Here is a 15,498-nt window from a genome sequence, read left to right on the forward strand (position 1 = left end):
TCTTTCGCCCTATAGTGATGCCCCTCCAAACCTCCCCACAAGGGAGGCCTTGTGGAAATCTGATAAAGAAAGGGCTTAAAAATAAACAGGGAAAAATATAATAAAGGAATAATACAAACAAAAGTAACCTCAAATCCTCCCCTTGAGGAAAAATCAAAGATAGCGGATAAAATAAAAGGAATAGTAGGAAAGTTGCTATCGGAAGCCTCCCCTTGGGGGAGGTTGGAGGGGCTTTAGTTAAAGTCTCTCTAACATAATAATGCTACTTACAAACATTTTAACGTTTGCAAAAGCATTTTTTTGAGGTGTTATTGGCTGAGAGAAAATCATATTATATTAAAAAAAAATAACATGAGCCTGTTATCTGCTCATGCTATTTTGAAACTATTTACTGAATAGCCCTTTTTATGCTTTTAATAGCAGCGTAGCGTCCCGCTACGCTGAACAGAGAGGGGTGTCTGTTTTATCTTTTTATGGTTTTCACCACTACCCAGTTGTTTTTTTCGCGGAAGTATTCCAGTTTCAAGCCGTTCTTGTTTGCTTCAGCTTCAATCACGGGAATGTCTTCCTTGTAAAATCCGCTCATATATAGTTCGCCGTTGTTGGTGAGGTATTTGGCATATTGGCTCATGTCTGCCAGCAGTATGTTGCGGTTGATATTGGCAATGATGATGTCAAAACTCATGCCTTGAAGCAGCTCCGCACCCCCTAACATGATTTTTATTCCTGTAGCATTATTTAGTTCGATGTTTTCCTGCGAGTTTTCGGTACACCAAGGGTCGATGTCGATAGCCGTAATGTCTTTCGCTCCACGCATCGAGGCTAATATGGCGAGCACGGAAGTACCGCAACCCATGTCAAGTACTTTTTTATCGTGTAAGTCCATTTTCAGTATTTCCTCAATCATCAGGCTTGTGGTTTCGTGGTGCCCTGTGCCGAACGACATTTTGGGGTCGATAACAATGTCGTATTTTGCCTGCGGAATGTCTTTATGAAACGAGCTGTGTATAACGCACTCGTTACCTATAACTATGGGTTGGAAAAAGTTTTTTTCCCATTCTTCGTTCCAGTTTTTTTGTGGGATGCTTTTTATGGAGTATTCGATGTTGTTTCCGAAAGGGATATTCTTTATTGTTTCCTCAAATAGTCTTTTATCAAACTTCTCTTCCTGAACGTATGCAACCAGTCCTCGCTCGTTGGGTACGAAACTGTCGAAGCCTATTTCGCCCAATTCTGCTGCTATAACGTCGGCAATATACTCCTCGAAAGGAGTGATGGATATAGATATTTCGATGTAGTTCATTTTATTGTATTAATGAGTATTCAGTTATTTGATGATTACTTTTATAGTTCTTGTTTTTCCGTTTGATAGTATGATGTGTACGGCATATATGCCGACAGGCAAGTTGCCGGTCGAAATTATCTCTTCGGGATTATACAGGGTTTTGTTCAGTATTATTCTTCCTTCTAAGGAGTGTAATATCATTTGTGCGTTGGTGAAACTATGGTCGTCAAACTTTATTCTCAGGGTTTTAGACAGGTTGTCAGTATATACATATATGTTGTCGGAATACGTAGGCGTTTCGCCAAAGTTTTCAGCTAAGATACTTACCGCCTTTTCAAAGTTTGGTATGCCGTACCCCAGTTGGTCGGTAGGTGTATCGTATTGGTCAGCACTTTTGAAAACAATTTCGGATAAATCAGGTAAGCTGATGTAGGATAAGTTTTCTTTTGCCAGCTGTAAGAAGCACGCCATTATCCCTGTAAATACCGGAGCCGAATAAGAGGTGCCGTTTCCGGTAGTAACCCCTTTGCTGTTGACGTAGGCGGTGGTAGTTCCCATAGCTGATACTTCGGGCTTGATGCGCCCGTCGCTCGTTGGGCCGAATGAGGAGAATGTACTGGCTACTCCCTCGCTTGTTACTGCACCTACGGTTATAATTCCGTTGGCATCGGCAGGTGCTCCTATCTTTTTCCATGCCTTGTTGCCATCGTTGCCTGCTGAGTTTACTACCACTATCCCTTTCTTCGAGGCTATTTCTGCCGCACGGCTCATCCTTACGGTTTTCCCGTTCAGGTCGTCGTGTGTGAGGTTCAGGGCGGGATTGTCGAATGTGGTATAGCCCAATGATGAGTTTATCACATCTATCCCAAGACTGTCTAAGTATTCTACCGCCGAAACCCAGAAGTCCATTTCCATCGGATATTCCGACTTGTCGTTCTCGGTTCTTACCAGCCAGTAGGATGCTTCGGGGGCTGTTCCTATGTATTCGCCTTCGATATTTCCGGCTATGATAGAGAATACGTTAGCTCCGTGAGCATTTTCTTTGTATATGTTTGATTGCGGGTTAACGAAATCGCGCGTACCCAGCAATCGGTTTTGAAGGCGGGTAAGGTTAAATGCCGAAATTATGTCAACGTTTGAAAATCCGGCATCAATTACTCCTATATGTATGTTCTTGCCCTTGTACCCAAGCTTGTGCAGGTATGTTCCATTTACCTGTTCTATTTGGGTGCTTGCATATCCGTAGTTATTTCCTTCTTCGCTATCGCTTAAGCTGCTTTTGCTCAGAATCGAAATAGTTTGGGATTTGTCCTCGATTATTTTTCCGGTGTACTTGGTTGCTTGTATGAAGGGAAGTTGTTCTATCTGGGTGATTCTGGCTGAATCGTTGCAGGTTATAGTTGCTCCGTTAAGCCATTTGGACGTATTGTGAATTTGAAAGCCCTGTTCTTTGATTTGTTTTAAATATTCGGGGTTTACGGGTAAGTCTGTTTCGTCAAGGCTTATCTGAAAATACATACGGCGTTCGAGTGCCCGTGCCGATAAAAACTCGGATGGGTTGGATAGGGAAAAAGGGGTGTTGTTTTTATCGGTGAAGTGTACATGAAAAAAATACTCGGTAGCGACAATAGTAGCCGGACAGCAAAAAAGCAGAATAACTATAAGGATATGTGAAAAGTGGTTTTTGCTGTTTTTCATTATTTACGCCCGGTCTTTTGAAATAATTTGTTATAAAAGGTCTACATATTTTCAAGTCGATAGCCTGTTGGGGCTTCCCTGTATATTGCTGATAATCAAATAATTGCAAAAAAAGGAGGAATTTTCAAACCCTTTGATAATCATGTGTTTATGAAAAGGTGGAATATGACCTCTGAAAGTTTAGCAGACTATTATCAAGCGCAAAGTTAGAATTTTTATTTGAAAAGGTTTTAGAAATCGTAATATATTAAAAATATTTAAATTTAATCTTTTTACTTGTAGTGTTACGAAAACTTCGTAGATTTGCGAAGTGTTCGTAGTGTTATGAATTTATCGTAAAGTAATAATATATTATTTGGGTATGGAAAAATTGACCTATCAGGAAGAAGAATTGATGCTTATTATTTGGGAGCAGGGCAAGGGGTTTATTAAAGATTTCTTACAAAAGATGGAGGAACCGCCTCCGCCCTATACTACTGTGGCATCTGTAGTAAAGAATCTGGAAAAGAAGGGTTATGTTACGTCGAAGCGTTACGGCAATACGTATGAATACTCTCCTATAGTGGATGAGAATGATTATAAATCGAAATTCATGTCGAACGTGGTGCGGAATTATTTTGAAAATTCGTATAAAGAAATGGTGAGTTTCTTTGTGCAGAAGCAAAAAATATCAACGGAGGAATTGCAGGAAATAATAAAATTAATCGAGAAACAATGAGTGTTTTTTTTATTTATTTTTTGAAGGTAAATATTGCGCTTGCTTTGTTTTACTTGCTTTTCAGGCTTGTTTTTTATAAAGACACATTCTGGACGAGCCGTCGTATATATCTGCTCTCTTCCATCTTTATTTCGGTGCTTTATCCTTTTATTTCGTTGGCTGCATGGTTCGAGGGCAGGGAGTCGGTTCAGGCTTTTGTATTGGAATGGGCGCAGTTGCAGGAGGTGGTTATTACCCCACAGGTTAGCAGCGGCTCGTCTCTTTCATTTACGGGGCTTATCCGGGCTTTGTATGTGGCGGTGATTGCATTTTTTTTCGTACGTTTCGTCGTGCAGCTCATATCTGTTTTGCGATGGAGACGAAAAAGTAAGCCTTCTGAATTGTATGGTATTCCGGTCAGGATTTTGAAAGAGGATACAGCACCTTTTTCGTTTTTTCGTTCCATTTATATCAACCCCGCTTTATATACCGACGAGGAGGAATTGAAGGAGGTTTTGGTTCACGAAAATACGCATGTGAAACAATATCATAGCCTTGATGTGATGTTGGGCGAATTCCTGACTATGTTTTGCTGGATGAATCCTGCAGCGTGGCTTCTGAAGCGCGAGATGCGTCAGAATCTTGAGTTTTTGGCAGATAATCATGTGGTGAAATCGGGATACGATACAAAAGGTTATCAGTATAACTTGTTGAAAATAGCGTTGCACTCGCCTGATACTCATATTGTAAATAAATTTAATGTATTACCCCTTAAAAAAAGAATTATCATGATGAACTTACAAAAAACAAAAAAATCGGGATTAATCAAGTATTCACTAATCCTTCCGTTGGTTTTGTTGCTGATTTTCTCCAGCAACGCCGAAACTCTGCTTTCTTCTGTTCATAATATGGACGAAGCACAAAGTGTAGAAACTGAAACTGTGACTGCACTTCAGGATGAGCCTGAAGAACAGGTATTTATGGTTGTAGAAAAAATGCCCTCATTTCCCGGAGGTCAGGAAGCGCTGTTCAAGTACATATCAGAGAGTTTGAAATATCCTGCCGAAGCTCAACAAAAGGAAATACAAGGACGTGTTATTTGCCAGTTTGTAGTAAACGCGGATGGTACAGTTTCAGACGTGAAAGTGATGCGCAGTGTGAACCCGCTTTTGGATAACGAAGCTGTACGTGTGATAGAAAACATGCCGAAATGGACACCGGGCGAACAACGCGGGAAAAAAGTCCGTACTCAATACACAATACCTATAAATTTCAGTTTAGGTACGGATAGTAAGAAATCTGGAAAGGCTGTTGCTGCTCAAAACATTGCTGAAAAGGAAATTTTTTCGATTGTGGATAAAATGCCTGAATTCCCCGGGGGACAGCAAGCTATGTTTGAATATTTGAATAAAAATTTGAAATATCCTGCCGAAGCTCAAAAGAATGGAGAGCAAGGGCGTGTTATAGTTCAGTTTGTAGTTGAAAAGAGCGGTAAGATAAAGGATATAACTGTAATAAGAGGAGTTTCTTCATCATTGGACAAGGAAGCTGTCAGAGTTGTAGAGAATATGCCTGACTGGACTCCCGGCGAGCAACGCGGGCAAAAAGTGGATGTGAAATATACTTTGCCGTTTTCTTATAAACTTCCCGAGGAGGAAGCTGCTAATGAAATAGTAATAATGGGGTCGGGGGGGGCAAATATCGATAAATAAATGCATTAAAAGCGCATATAGGTTTACTTGAATTCGGAAATGGGAACGGCGTAAAGGCTTGTTCCTGTTTCTCTTTTTTTATTGATAATTCTTTTTTTGTTAGGCGTTGTAAATAATATAAAAGTTTCGTTAGGAACGCCCCTCGCTGCCGCACGATTATAATCGTGTGGTTCTTTAATTCTTACTCCATATTTGGCGCAAGTCTGTGACTTGTGCCTACTTATTATTTACGGTTTTAAACTGCATTTATTTTCGGCACAAGTTGCGCTTCGCTAAACTTGCGCCAGTGGAGGACTTTCTAACCACGCGAAAGATTCGCGCGGTAGCAATGTGGCTCTTTAATTCTTACCCCATATTTGGCGCAAGTCTGTGACTTGTGGCTACTTATTATTTACAGTTTTAAACTGCATTTATTTCCGGCACAAGTTACGCTTCGCTAAACTTGCGCCAGTGGAGGGGAAATAATATAAAAGTTTCGTTAGGAACGCCCCTCGCTGTCGCACGATTATAATCGTGTGGTTCTTTAATTCTTACTCCATATTTGGCGCAAGTCTGTGACTTGTGCCTACTTATTATTTACGGTTTAAAACTGCATTTATTTTCGGCACAAGTTATGCTTCGCTAAACTTGCGCCAGTGGGGGGCTTTCTTACCACGCGAAAGATTCGCGCGGTAGCAATGTGGCTCTTTAATTCTTACCCTATATTTGGTGCAAGTCTGTGACTTGTGGCTACTTATTATTTACAGTTTAAAACTGCATTTGTTTTCGGCACAAGTTACGCTTCGCTAAACTTGCGCCAGCATCCGTGCAGCACTACACCGAGCTGAGGCATATTACTACCCCCGTCAATGCGAATAAAAAAATCCGATACTATTGTTTTAGTACCGGATTTTTTTCTACAAACTTTACATTTGAAAAATCCTTATCTCGCCGATAGGGATTTTTCTGATTTTCAGAACTTCTTATTTTATTATTTTCAGAGAGTTTTTGCCACTGTTTACGATGTACATTCCTGCGCCGAAGCCATTCATGTCTATGTCGTTATTTCCTTCGGCTACTAATTTACCTTGAGCGGTGTAAACTTTCAACGCGATGTTTTCGGGATTGTAGATAATTCCATTGATGTATTGGATGCTTTCAGTTTCGTTAGCCGAAAGTCCTGTTCCACCGCCCGGTCTTGCAGTAATTTCTACTGCGCTTACGCCGCCATCACCTTTGTCTTGGTTCGATACGATAGCTACTATACTTGGGGTGTCTTTTTGTACCAGTACATTGAATTTGGCATTTGCAGCACCTGTTTCGGTTGGAGTGCTAAGCTCAGTACCGTTTACGAATACTTTTATAGCACGTGATTGTAGTGATGAAGTAAAGCTAAGTTGCTCGCATGCTCCTACGAAGAAGTAAATTCTGGTTTTACCTTCGGATATACGTTTGTTTGACGCTTCTTCTACTGCTTTAGCAAATCTCCATTTCTTTTCGGCATCGAAACCATATCCCGATTTAATCCATGTTTCAGTTCCGTCGAATGTTACAGCTCCGGTTGAAGTGTATGGGCTTACAGCTTCGAGTGTTAAGGTTAATTCTCTTGTGCTGTTGTCGGCTCCGGTAACGATAACTTTATCGCCATCGATAGCTACTTTTGCTCCTTCCGAGGCTTTGTACGATTCCAAAGCAGGTGCAGTTGTTCCTTCCAGATAATATGCGGTTACTGCCTCTTCAACAATGAATGCATCGAATGAGTTTGAAAATACGATTTGAGTAACTTCTTTTGGAGCTTCAGCTCTTGTCATGTTTATTTCATACACCTGAATATCTCCGTTTTGAGCTTTTACGGTTACAGTTGCTTTTCCCGGAAGCTCGGTAACTTGTGTGATACCTTCGATTGTAGCAGCAGCATGGTTTTTGGTTGCGCTTACTGTTGGTATTGCTGCGCCGTATTCAACTACTACATCGTAGTTTAATTGTGTAGCGTCGAATCCATCTATCAATGCACCGTCGAGCAGTAATTCTTCCAAACTTGCGTCCGAACTTAACGACACTTCCTCGGTAATGGTAACTGAGTATGTTTTAGTGTTTGTACCATCCGAAACTGTGTACTGAACAGGGGTAGCAACTGAGCTTGTGAAATCCTGAGCTGCGCCCGAAGCAGGGTTGCATGATGTTGCACTTCCTCCTAAAACAATTACAGGGGCGAGGCTTGCTAATCCTGTGCCGTTAGGTACTTCGGCGGTAATAGTTTCAGCTTCATTGTCGATAGTAGCTTCTACTCCGGCTACAGTGAATGATGCTATCGAAGGATCGGGACTTGCTGTGGGTGGTAAAAATTTCACCGCATATAGCATAACGTCATTAGTAGCAGATATTTTCAGAATGTATTTTTTTGATGCATCCAGTCCGCTTGCAGTTAGTAAAGCTCCTTTATTCGCAGCTGTCAAATCAGGAGTTGTAGCTGATTTTAAAATATCAGCTCCTTTTTCGTCGTAAAACTCCATCGAAAGGGTACGGCTGGTTGTACTTCCCATTTTATAGTAGGCATTCACAGTTTCGACTCCTGTAATGTAAAACCATGCACTTCTGTCGCTGACTTTTTTTACAGCAACCATGTCTAATTTTGTAGTTGAGCCGTACGCTTTGTCTGTAGCAGGATTCAAGTCGGAAACGTCTTGTCCTGTTTTTGCCACTACTCCTTTGTTTTCTACCCATGCACTGGCTTCAGCTATATTTGCTGTTGTGGTATAAAAAAGCAATTCGGATTCAATTTTTCTAAAATCTACAGCTTTCGCAGTTCCGGCAAAAAACAGCCCAATGAACGCTAATGTTAGTAAGTAGGTAAAATTTCTTTTCATGTGATTAAATTTTTAATGTTATGAATAATTTATTTTCAGATTTTTTTTCGATTGATACAAAATTAGCTTTGTATTAAAAAGTGTATGTGTAGTTATTGTTAGAAAAAGGGTATTTTTTGACAATAGTCTCGTTGTGTATGTATTACATGTTTGGGTTTAGTGCTATTAGGAGGCTGCAAGCTGCTTGTTTGTTATTTGTTTTAAAAAAATAATTTGCTGTATATATTAAGAGGTTGTTTAAATTTTCCACAAAGAAGCTATTATAGTTTTGAATATATCTTTTTCGCAATAAATTATGTCCTTTTTTGTAAAATTTCACCTCTTATTTTATTCATTTAGCCTGCTAAAATCGTAAAATGAAGTCAAAATTTCCCNTTCCCTAAAAAATTACCAAAATTTATCTTGCGAGTAAAATTTAAACAACCTCTTAAGAGAGAGAGAGAAATATTTATTCTTCTTTATTCTTTTCTTTCTTCTTCTTTGTATCGATGGGTGTTCGACCGCTGTTCGATGGCTGTGCTTTCCGGTGTTTGTTGATGTTGTGTAATCTGTTGTTTGTCAGTGTTATGTGTGCGTTGTTGGGTGTGCTTAAGCTGTGCTCTATGGTGTTCGGCCCCCTGCTCGATTGGTGTTCGATGACAGGTTTTGGTGTGTAGTGTTTTGTGTCTGTAATCGTCTGTTCCTTAATGTGTTGATTCGGTGTTTGGCTGTGCGGGTGCTGTGCGATGCGCTGTTCGGGTGGTGTTTGGTTTGGGCGGATATGATAGGCTCATCTGATTGTTTGTATATCGAAAAAAGGAGGTGTTTTATAACGTATGCCGACTTTTCAAGTCAGCATACTTTGTAAAATGCTTTCTTAATTTGTTCTGAATAAGTTGTATATAATCGTAACTTGCAATTTTGCTTTGGTGCTATATTGCTTTAGCGTTTAATTCTGCCGCTAAATCGTGTTTTTTCTTTTGTATTTTAAACGTATATTTGCAAACTGTTTATAAAGACCCAATCATTTATTTATGAGTCAAAACCTGAAAGAAAGGCTTTTGTCTTTGAGAAACTCCGACATGTTTTCTCATGTTGTATCGTTGAGTTACCTTCCGCGGTGGGTAGTTCTGTGTGCCGATGTGATAATATCCATTGTGGCATGTGTTATTTCTTATTTTGTGACATCGAGGTTGCGTGGAAACGTTTTTAATGAAACGTTTCTTTCGATTAACTGGTGTTTTTTCATTATTATAATATCCCAGATTATTTTTTTCTGGATATTTCATACCTATTCGGGTGTACTCAGGTATTCGAGTTATGTTGATGCGGCAAAATTGCTTTTGGCTGTAGCTGCAGATGTTGTGCTCCTTGCTGTTGTCAATCTGTTTGCATCATTGTTTTATCAGGTATATCTATTTTCTTACGTAGGGTTGCTTATTTATGGGGTTGTAGCGTTTTTGCTGTTATTCTTACTTCGCTTGACTGTAAAGATTGTGTACGATGCTTTTTCTCATAGTTCGGGGCATATTACCCCTGTCATGATTTATGGGACGCAATCGGCGGCGGTGGGTATTGCCAAGATGCTGCGTACCGACCCAAGCTCAAAATATAAACTGGTGGGCTTTATCGAGGACAACAGAAATGCGACCGAACGGCTGATTATGGGGGCTAAGGTGTATCTTTTGGATGAAGAAACAATGAGGGATGTTATTTCCAAAAAAGCTAAGGCAGTGATAGTGTCGCCGTTGAAAATGGAAAGTATAAATCCGAATAAAGACTTGGATTTGTTTTTTAATTATAACCTGCCTATTCTTACTTCGCCTCCGATGAATGTTTGGCAGAGCGATATGCCTTTTTCGAAGCAACTGAAGTCGATACAGATTGAAGATTTGCTGGAGAGGCCGCAGATTGAAATCTCGACCGAGAATATTGCAAAACAATTGAGGTCGAAGGTAGTGCTTATAACAGGTGCGGCCGGCTCTATCGGTAATGAGATAGTGCGTCAGGTGATAAATTATGCTCCGTCGCTGATAGTTCTATTAGATCAGGCCGAATCTCCTATGCACGACTTGAGATTGCAGCTTGAAGATAAGTACCCGAAGCAGAGTTTCAGTGTTTTTTTGGGCGATGTGCGCAATAAAGAACGGATGGAGTATCTGATGAATCTTTACCGCCCCGATGTGATATATCATGCTGCTGCTTATAAGCACGTACCCCTGATGGAAAATAATCCGGTGGAGAGTATTCAGGTGAATGTGCAGGGTACAAAGATAATGGCCGATTTGGCTGTGAAATACAAGGTAGAGCGTTTTGTAATGGTATCGACCGATAAGGCTGTGAACCCTACAAACGTGATGGGAGCTTCCAAGCGCATAGCCGAAGTATATGTACAGTCGCTTTACAAGAAGATTGTAGCCAATAAGTCAGGAAGCACCAAGTTTATCACTACCCGCTTTGGCAATGTGTTAGGTTCCAATGGCTCGGTTATACCTCATTTTAAGAAGCAGATAGAATCGGGAGGGCCTGTAACGGTTACGCATCCTGAGATTATACGTTATTTTATGACTATTCCCGAAGCTTGTATGCTGGTGCTCGAAGCCGGAGCGATGGGTAAAGGCGGCGAGATTTTTATATTTGACATGGGAGAGCCTGTGAAGATTGTGGATTTGGCTAAGAAAATGATACGCCTTGCAGGATACCGCTTGGAGGAGGATATAAAAATAGTGTATAGCGGGCTGCGTCCGGGCGAAAAACTATACGAAGAACTGTTGAATAAAAAAGAGACGACCATACACACCCATCACCCTAAGATAATGATTGCCAAAGTGCAGGAGTATGATTACGATAAGGTGTCGGGAGATATTGATGAACTGATTTACTTTGCATCGCAGTGTAAGGATTATCTGGTTGTGTCTCAAATGAAAAAGATTGTTCCCGAATTTCAGAGTAATAACTCGCCTTACGAAATTTTGGATATCAAGAAAACCTGATTTTTGAAAATAGAAAAATGATTACGACAATTTCACAGTTTTTGTTCAACAATCCGTATTTCTCGGCAATAATGTCTTTCATTGTAGGGCTAATATGTATGCCTGCCGTTGTGCGCATTGCCAAGGAGCGTGATTTTGTTGTAAAGCCCAATAAGCGCACTTCGCACGAGGGGGCTATACCTAATGTGGGAGGGATTAATGTGTTTATCTCGTTTTTCTTGACGGTGGCGTTGTTCTCGTTCCGGTTTATCGACCAGTATCAGTTTCTTTTTGTCGGGGTGTTTTTTATCCTGATAGTAGGCTTTGTAGACGATTTGATTGATATTAAGGCGTATTGGAAGCTGATAGGCGAGTTACTTGCCGGATTCTTCATGATAGTGCTTTCCGATGTCAGGCTTACCAGTTTTCACGGTTTTCTGGGCATTTACGAATTACCCTTGTGGGCGAGCTATGCTGTTTCGTTTTTTGTGTATATCGTTATTGTAAATGCGTTGAACCTGATTGACGGGGTCGATGGTTTGGCTTCGGGGTTGGGAATGTTATACTGTCTGTTTTTTGGTGTATACTTCACATTGGTGGGACACAACAATCTGGCTTTGTGTGCTTATACCATATTGGGGGCTTTGGCGGTATTTTTTATATACAACGTATTTGGCAAAAAAAACAAGATATTCATGGGCGATTGTGGCTCTTTGTTTCTGGGCTACATGATAAATTTGTTTGTTATTCAGTTTTGCGAGTTGAACGCATATCACGTAGTGCCCGAACAATATCAGATGTCGGCAGCTCCGGCTGTGGCTATTTGCGTGTTGATGGTGCCGTTGTTTGATACCGTCCGTGTAATGATAACACGGATGAAAAAAGGGATTTCCCCTTTTTTTCCGGACAAAAATCACATCCATCATTTATTATTGAAAATAGGATTGAAACACCGGCAGGTTTCTTTGGTATTGATAACAGAAAATATACTCTTCATTATATTAGGGCTTATTGGGCGTAATTGGTCAATTATTTTGCTTGCAGCGGTTTCCATCTCTTTAATGACTGTTATTACCTATATTCTCTGGCGCTTGGTCGACAGAAAATCGGGTAAAGCAGAAGCTTAAAAAATACAATGATTTCAGTTGAACATCTTACAGTTGAGTTTGGAGGAAGTCCTCTATTCGATGATATTGGTTTTTTGGTAAATCCGAAAGACAAAATAGCGTTGGTCGGTAAAAATGGCGCCGGCAAAACTACATTATTGAGGATTTTTGCCGGAAAGCAACAACCTACAAAAGGAAACGTAATTATTCCCAAAGATATTTCTATTGGTTATCTGCCCCAGCACATGATTCATAATGAAGGTACTACCGTGCTCGAAGAGGCTGAAAAAGCATTTGAACATATTACCGGCCTGCAAGCCGAAATAGAAAGGATGAATGTGGAGCTGGCCGAGCGTACCGATTATGAAAGTAACGGCTATCAGGCATTGATAGACCGCCTGACACAGGCCAACGAGCATTTGCAGATTATCGGGAACGGGAACTTTCATGCTGATATAGAGAAAACCCTGTTAGGACTGGGTTTTATGCGGACTGACTTCAACCGCCAATGCTCTGAATTTAGCGGAGGATGGCGTATGCGTGTGGAGCTTGCCAAGATACTGCTCCAGCGTCCTAAGGTTTTGTTGCTCGATGAGCCTACCAACCATTTGGATATCGAATCGATACAATGGCTCGAAAACTTTCTGATGACTTCGGACAGTGCAGTCTTGCTGGTGTCGCACGATAAGGCTTTTATCGATGCGGTGACTAACCGTACCATCGAAATCTCGTTGGGCAAAATATACGACTATAGTGTAAATTATTCCCGCTATCTCGAATTGCGCAAAGAGCGTCGCGAGCAGCAGATACGTGCTTACGAGAATCAGCAGAAAATGATTCAGGATACTGAGGATTTTATTGAGCGTTTTCGCTACAAAGCCACCAAAGCCGTACAGGTACAATCGCGCATAAAGCAGCTTGAGAAAGTGGAACGGCTCGAAGTGGATTTAGAGGATAATTCGCGCTTAAGCCTGAAATTTCCCCCTGCCCCCCGTTCCGGCTCTATCCCGTTGGAAGTGGAGCACCTGTCCAAGGCCTATGGCAACCATCTGGTGTTGGATAATATCGGGCTGATTATAAACAGGGGCGAGAAAGTAGCCTTTGTGGGGAAAAACGGAGAAGGAAAAAGTACGCTGGTAAAGTGTATAATGGATGAGATAGATTATTCCGGCACTTTAAAGTTAGGACATAATGTGAAAATAGGGTATTTTGCACAGAATCAGGCGTCTTTGCTTGATGAAGAGCGAACTGTATTTGAGACGATAGATTATGTGGCGGTGGGCGATATACGTACCAAAATACGCGATATTCTGGGTGCATTTATGTTTGGTGGCGAGGCGGTGGATAAAAAGGTAAAAGTGCTTTCGGGAGGCGAAAGGAGCCGCTTGGCAATGATACGCTTGTTGTTGGAGCCTGTCAATCTGTTAATCCTCGACGAGCCTACCAACCACTTGGATATACGCTCGAAAGAGGTGCTGAAAGATGCCTTGAAAGCTTTCGACGGAACGGCTATCATCGTATCGCACGACCGTGAGTTTCTGGATGGGCTGGTAACAAAAGTGTACGAGTTTGGTAATAAGAAAATAAGGGAGCATTTGGGCGGAATTTACGAATTTCTTCAAAACAAGAAAATAGAAAGTTTGAAAGAGCTTGAAATGTCGCAGCCCAAGCAGAGTGCCGATGAAAAACCAAAAGAAAGCTCGGAGAATAAATTGAGCTACGAAGCCCGTAAGGAACTGAATAAGAAAATAAAAAAGGCAGAGAAGGACGTAGAGCAGGCGGAGGCTTCTATCGGACAGATGGAAACGGAACTGAGCGTGTTGGCTAAAGAGCTCGAAAGCCCCGAAAAAGCATCCGACCCTGATTTTATTCTGTCTTACAATAAAAAACAGCGTGAACTTGAACAGAAAATGTATGAGTGGGAGATTCTGAGCGAAGATTTGGAAAGTCTGAAAGCGAATATCGAATAGGAGGAACGTATTTTCAAACACGGAGACGCTAAGACGCGGGGTTAATTGTTAATTATTAATTATTAATTATTAATGTTTAATTATTATTCCCGTTTAGCGGATTTATCCTTTGCTCTCCTTCATTCGCTGGTGCGGACTTGTAGTCCGTACTTTGCTCGTTAGAGCAAGTCTTCTGTCTCGCGGGATTTGTAATCCCATGATTGTTAACTGCGGATTACAAATCCGATGAAACAGGGAAAAGGTTTTGTTGGATATTATTGTAATGTGATAAAAAAGAATTTGCCCCCAATGGGCAAGGTACGGACTACAAGTCCGCACTAGCGGGGTAATTTCTACTGTGTTTTCGTATGTGTTCTATGTGAGCTAAATAATATAAGTTGTGTCAAAAAAATAAATTTTAAAAGCAATTCTGTATGCCGAAACTATATTTGATACCGACTTCTTTGGGCGACTGTGATTTCGACAGGATTCTTCCCCCGTATAATGCGGAGGTAGTAAAGCCTTTGCGCCATTTTATTGTAGAGGATATACGCTCGGCACGCCGTTTTTTAAAGCGGACTGATGCTGCTATCAATATTGACGAACTTACTTTTTACGAATTGAACAAGCATACCAATCCGGATGAGATAGCGGGTTTCTTAAAGCCTCTGTCCGAGGGTTACGATGTGGGGGTATTGTCCGAAGCAGGTTGCCCTGCTGTAGCCGACCCCGGTGCTGATGTGGTAGCTATTGCACAGCAAAAAGGCTATACCGTAGTTCCACTTGTGGGACCTTCGTCTATTTTGTTGGCTCTGATGGGTTCAGGCTTCAACGGGCAGAGCTTTGCTTTTGTGGGCTATCTGCCTGTACAGCCTGCCGACCGTGTCAAAACGCTGAAAAAATTAGAGTCGAGGGTATATTCCGAAAGTCAGACACAAATTTTTATCGAGACTCCCTACCGTAACATGAAAATGCTGGAAGATATACTAACCACTTGCCAGCCTAACACCCGTTTATGTATTGCGGTAGATATAACGTTGGAGACTGAATTTATCAAGACAAAAACGGTAAAAGAGTGGAAAAAGCAACTGCCCGATTTGAATAAACGCCCTTGTATTTTTTTGATATATAAATAATATCTGTAAGGGGCATCGTTAAATATTTGCCGTAAAAAAACAAACCCTTTACTTTTGTTCCCACATTCTTCGAGCAAAAATGAGGAATGATTTAGTTAGCTACAAGTTATCAGCTACA

At 41.0% G+C, this 15,498-nt stretch carries 9 protein-coding genes; 6 read left to right on the plus strand and 3 right to left on the minus strand.

Annotation, left to right across the window (positions count from 1 at the left end):
• Positions 1-463 precede the first annotated feature (463 nt).
• Together prmA and D0T49_RS03655 are read right to left on the minus strand one after the other, a co-directional pair.
• Positions 464-1,303 (minus strand): 50S ribosomal protein L11 methyltransferase, encoded by an 840-nt coding sequence (gene prmA, locus D0T49_RS03650; RefSeq protein ID WP_163629232.1) that lies wholly within the window; start codon positions 1,301-1,303, stop codon positions 464-466.
• 24 nt (positions 1,304-1,327) lie between these two features.
• Positions 1,328-2,983, minus strand: coding sequence for a S8 family serine peptidase (locus tag D0T49_RS03655; RefSeq protein WP_163629233.1), 1,656 nt, complete (start codon positions 2,981-2,983; stop codon positions 1,328-1,330).
• Positions 2,984-3,344: 361 nt separating this feature from the next.
• Here D0T49_RS03655 and D0T49_RS03660 point away from each other — a divergent pair, with 361 nt between their 5' ends.
• Both D0T49_RS03660 and D0T49_RS03665 read left to right on the plus strand, forming a co-directional pair.
• The gene (locus tag D0T49_RS03660; RefSeq protein ID WP_163629234.1) at positions 3,345-3,701 is read left to right on the plus strand and encodes a BlaI/MecI/CopY family transcriptional regulator; all 357 of its coding nucleotides are present in this window, start codon (positions 3,345-3,347) and stop codon (positions 3,699-3,701) included.
• On the plus strand, positions 3,698-5,392 hold the full coding sequence (locus D0T49_RS03665; RefSeq protein ID WP_163629235.1) for a TonB family protein: 1,695 nt from the start codon (positions 3,698-3,700) through the stop codon (positions 5,390-5,392). The genes D0T49_RS03660 and D0T49_RS03665 overlap by 4 nt, the downstream gene beginning before the upstream one ends.
• 962 nt (positions 5,393-6,354) lie before the next feature.
• Here the strand turns inward: D0T49_RS03665 and D0T49_RS03670 are convergent.
• On the minus strand, positions 6,355-8,238 hold the full coding sequence (locus D0T49_RS03670) for a T9SS type A sorting domain-containing protein (RefSeq protein WP_163629236.1): 1,884 nt from the start codon (positions 8,236-8,238) through the stop codon (positions 6,355-6,357).
• 1,013 nt (positions 8,239-9,251) lie between these two features.
• Between D0T49_RS03670 and D0T49_RS03675 the strand changes: the two genes are divergently transcribed.
• From D0T49_RS03675 to D0T49_RS03690, 4 genes are all read left to right on the plus strand, one after another.
• Complete coding sequence (locus tag D0T49_RS03675; RefSeq protein ID WP_239056998.1) at positions 9,252-11,210, plus strand: nucleoside-diphosphate sugar epimerase/dehydratase; 1,959 nt, start codon at positions 9,252-9,254, stop codon at positions 11,208-11,210.
• A gap of 17 nt (positions 11,211-11,227) precedes the next feature.
• A complete protein-coding gene (locus tag D0T49_RS03680) occupies positions 11,228-12,316 on the plus strand; it encodes an MraY family glycosyltransferase (protein ID WP_163629237.1) in 1,089 nt (362 codons plus the stop codon).
• An 8-nt stretch (positions 12,317-12,324) separates the two neighbouring features.
• Complete coding sequence (locus D0T49_RS03685; protein ID WP_163629238.1) at positions 12,325-14,265, plus strand: ABC-F family ATP-binding cassette domain-containing protein; 1,941 nt, start codon at positions 12,325-12,327, stop codon at positions 14,263-14,265.
• A gap of 413 nt (positions 14,266-14,678) precedes the next feature.
• On the plus strand, positions 14,679-15,380 hold the full coding sequence (locus tag D0T49_RS03690; protein WP_163629239.1) for an SAM-dependent methyltransferase: 702 nt from the start codon (positions 14,679-14,681) through the stop codon (positions 15,378-15,380).
• The last annotated feature ends 118 nt before the right edge of the window (positions 15,381-15,498 follow it).

The sequence above is a fragment of the Paludibacter sp. 221 genome, assembly GCF_010501035.1.
GTDB lineage: Bacteria > Bacteroidota > Bacteroidia > Bacteroidales > Paludibacteraceae > QVMH01.

What these genes read in the sequence shown, in the direction of transcription:
- D0T49_RS03680 (WP_163629237.1), top strand. Translation starts at nt 11,228, where the DNA reads ATGATTACGACAATTTCACAGTTTTTGTTCAACAATCCGTATTTCTCG.
- D0T49_RS03675 (WP_239056998.1), top strand. Translation starts at nt 9,252, where the DNA reads ATGAGTCAAAACCTGAAAGAAAGGCTTTTGTCTTTGAGAAACTCCGAC.
- D0T49_RS03655 (WP_163629233.1), bottom strand. Translation starts at nt 2,983, where the DNA reads ATGAAAAACAGCAAAAACCACTTTTCACATATCCTTATAGTTATTCTG.
- D0T49_RS03690 (WP_163629239.1), top strand. Translation starts at nt 14,679, where the DNA reads ATGCCGAAACTATATTTGATACCGACTTCTTTGGGCGACTGTGATTTC.
- D0T49_RS03665 (WP_163629235.1), top strand. Translation starts at nt 3,698, where the DNA reads ATGAGTGTTTTTTTTATTTATTTTTTGAAGGTAAATATTGCGCTTGCT.
- D0T49_RS03685 (WP_163629238.1), top strand. Translation starts at nt 12,325, where the DNA reads ATGATTTCAGTTGAACATCTTACAGTTGAGTTTGGAGGAAGTCCTCTA.
- D0T49_RS03670 (WP_163629236.1), bottom strand. Translation starts at nt 8,238, where the DNA reads ATGAAAAGAAATTTTACCTACTTACTAACATTAGCGTTCATTGGGCTG.
- prmA (WP_163629232.1), bottom strand. Translation starts at nt 1,303, where the DNA reads ATGAACTACATCGAAATATCTATATCCATCACTCCTTTCGAGGAGTAT.
- D0T49_RS03660 (WP_163629234.1), top strand. Translation starts at nt 3,345, where the DNA reads ATGGAAAAATTGACCTATCAGGAAGAAGAATTGATGCTTATTATTTGG.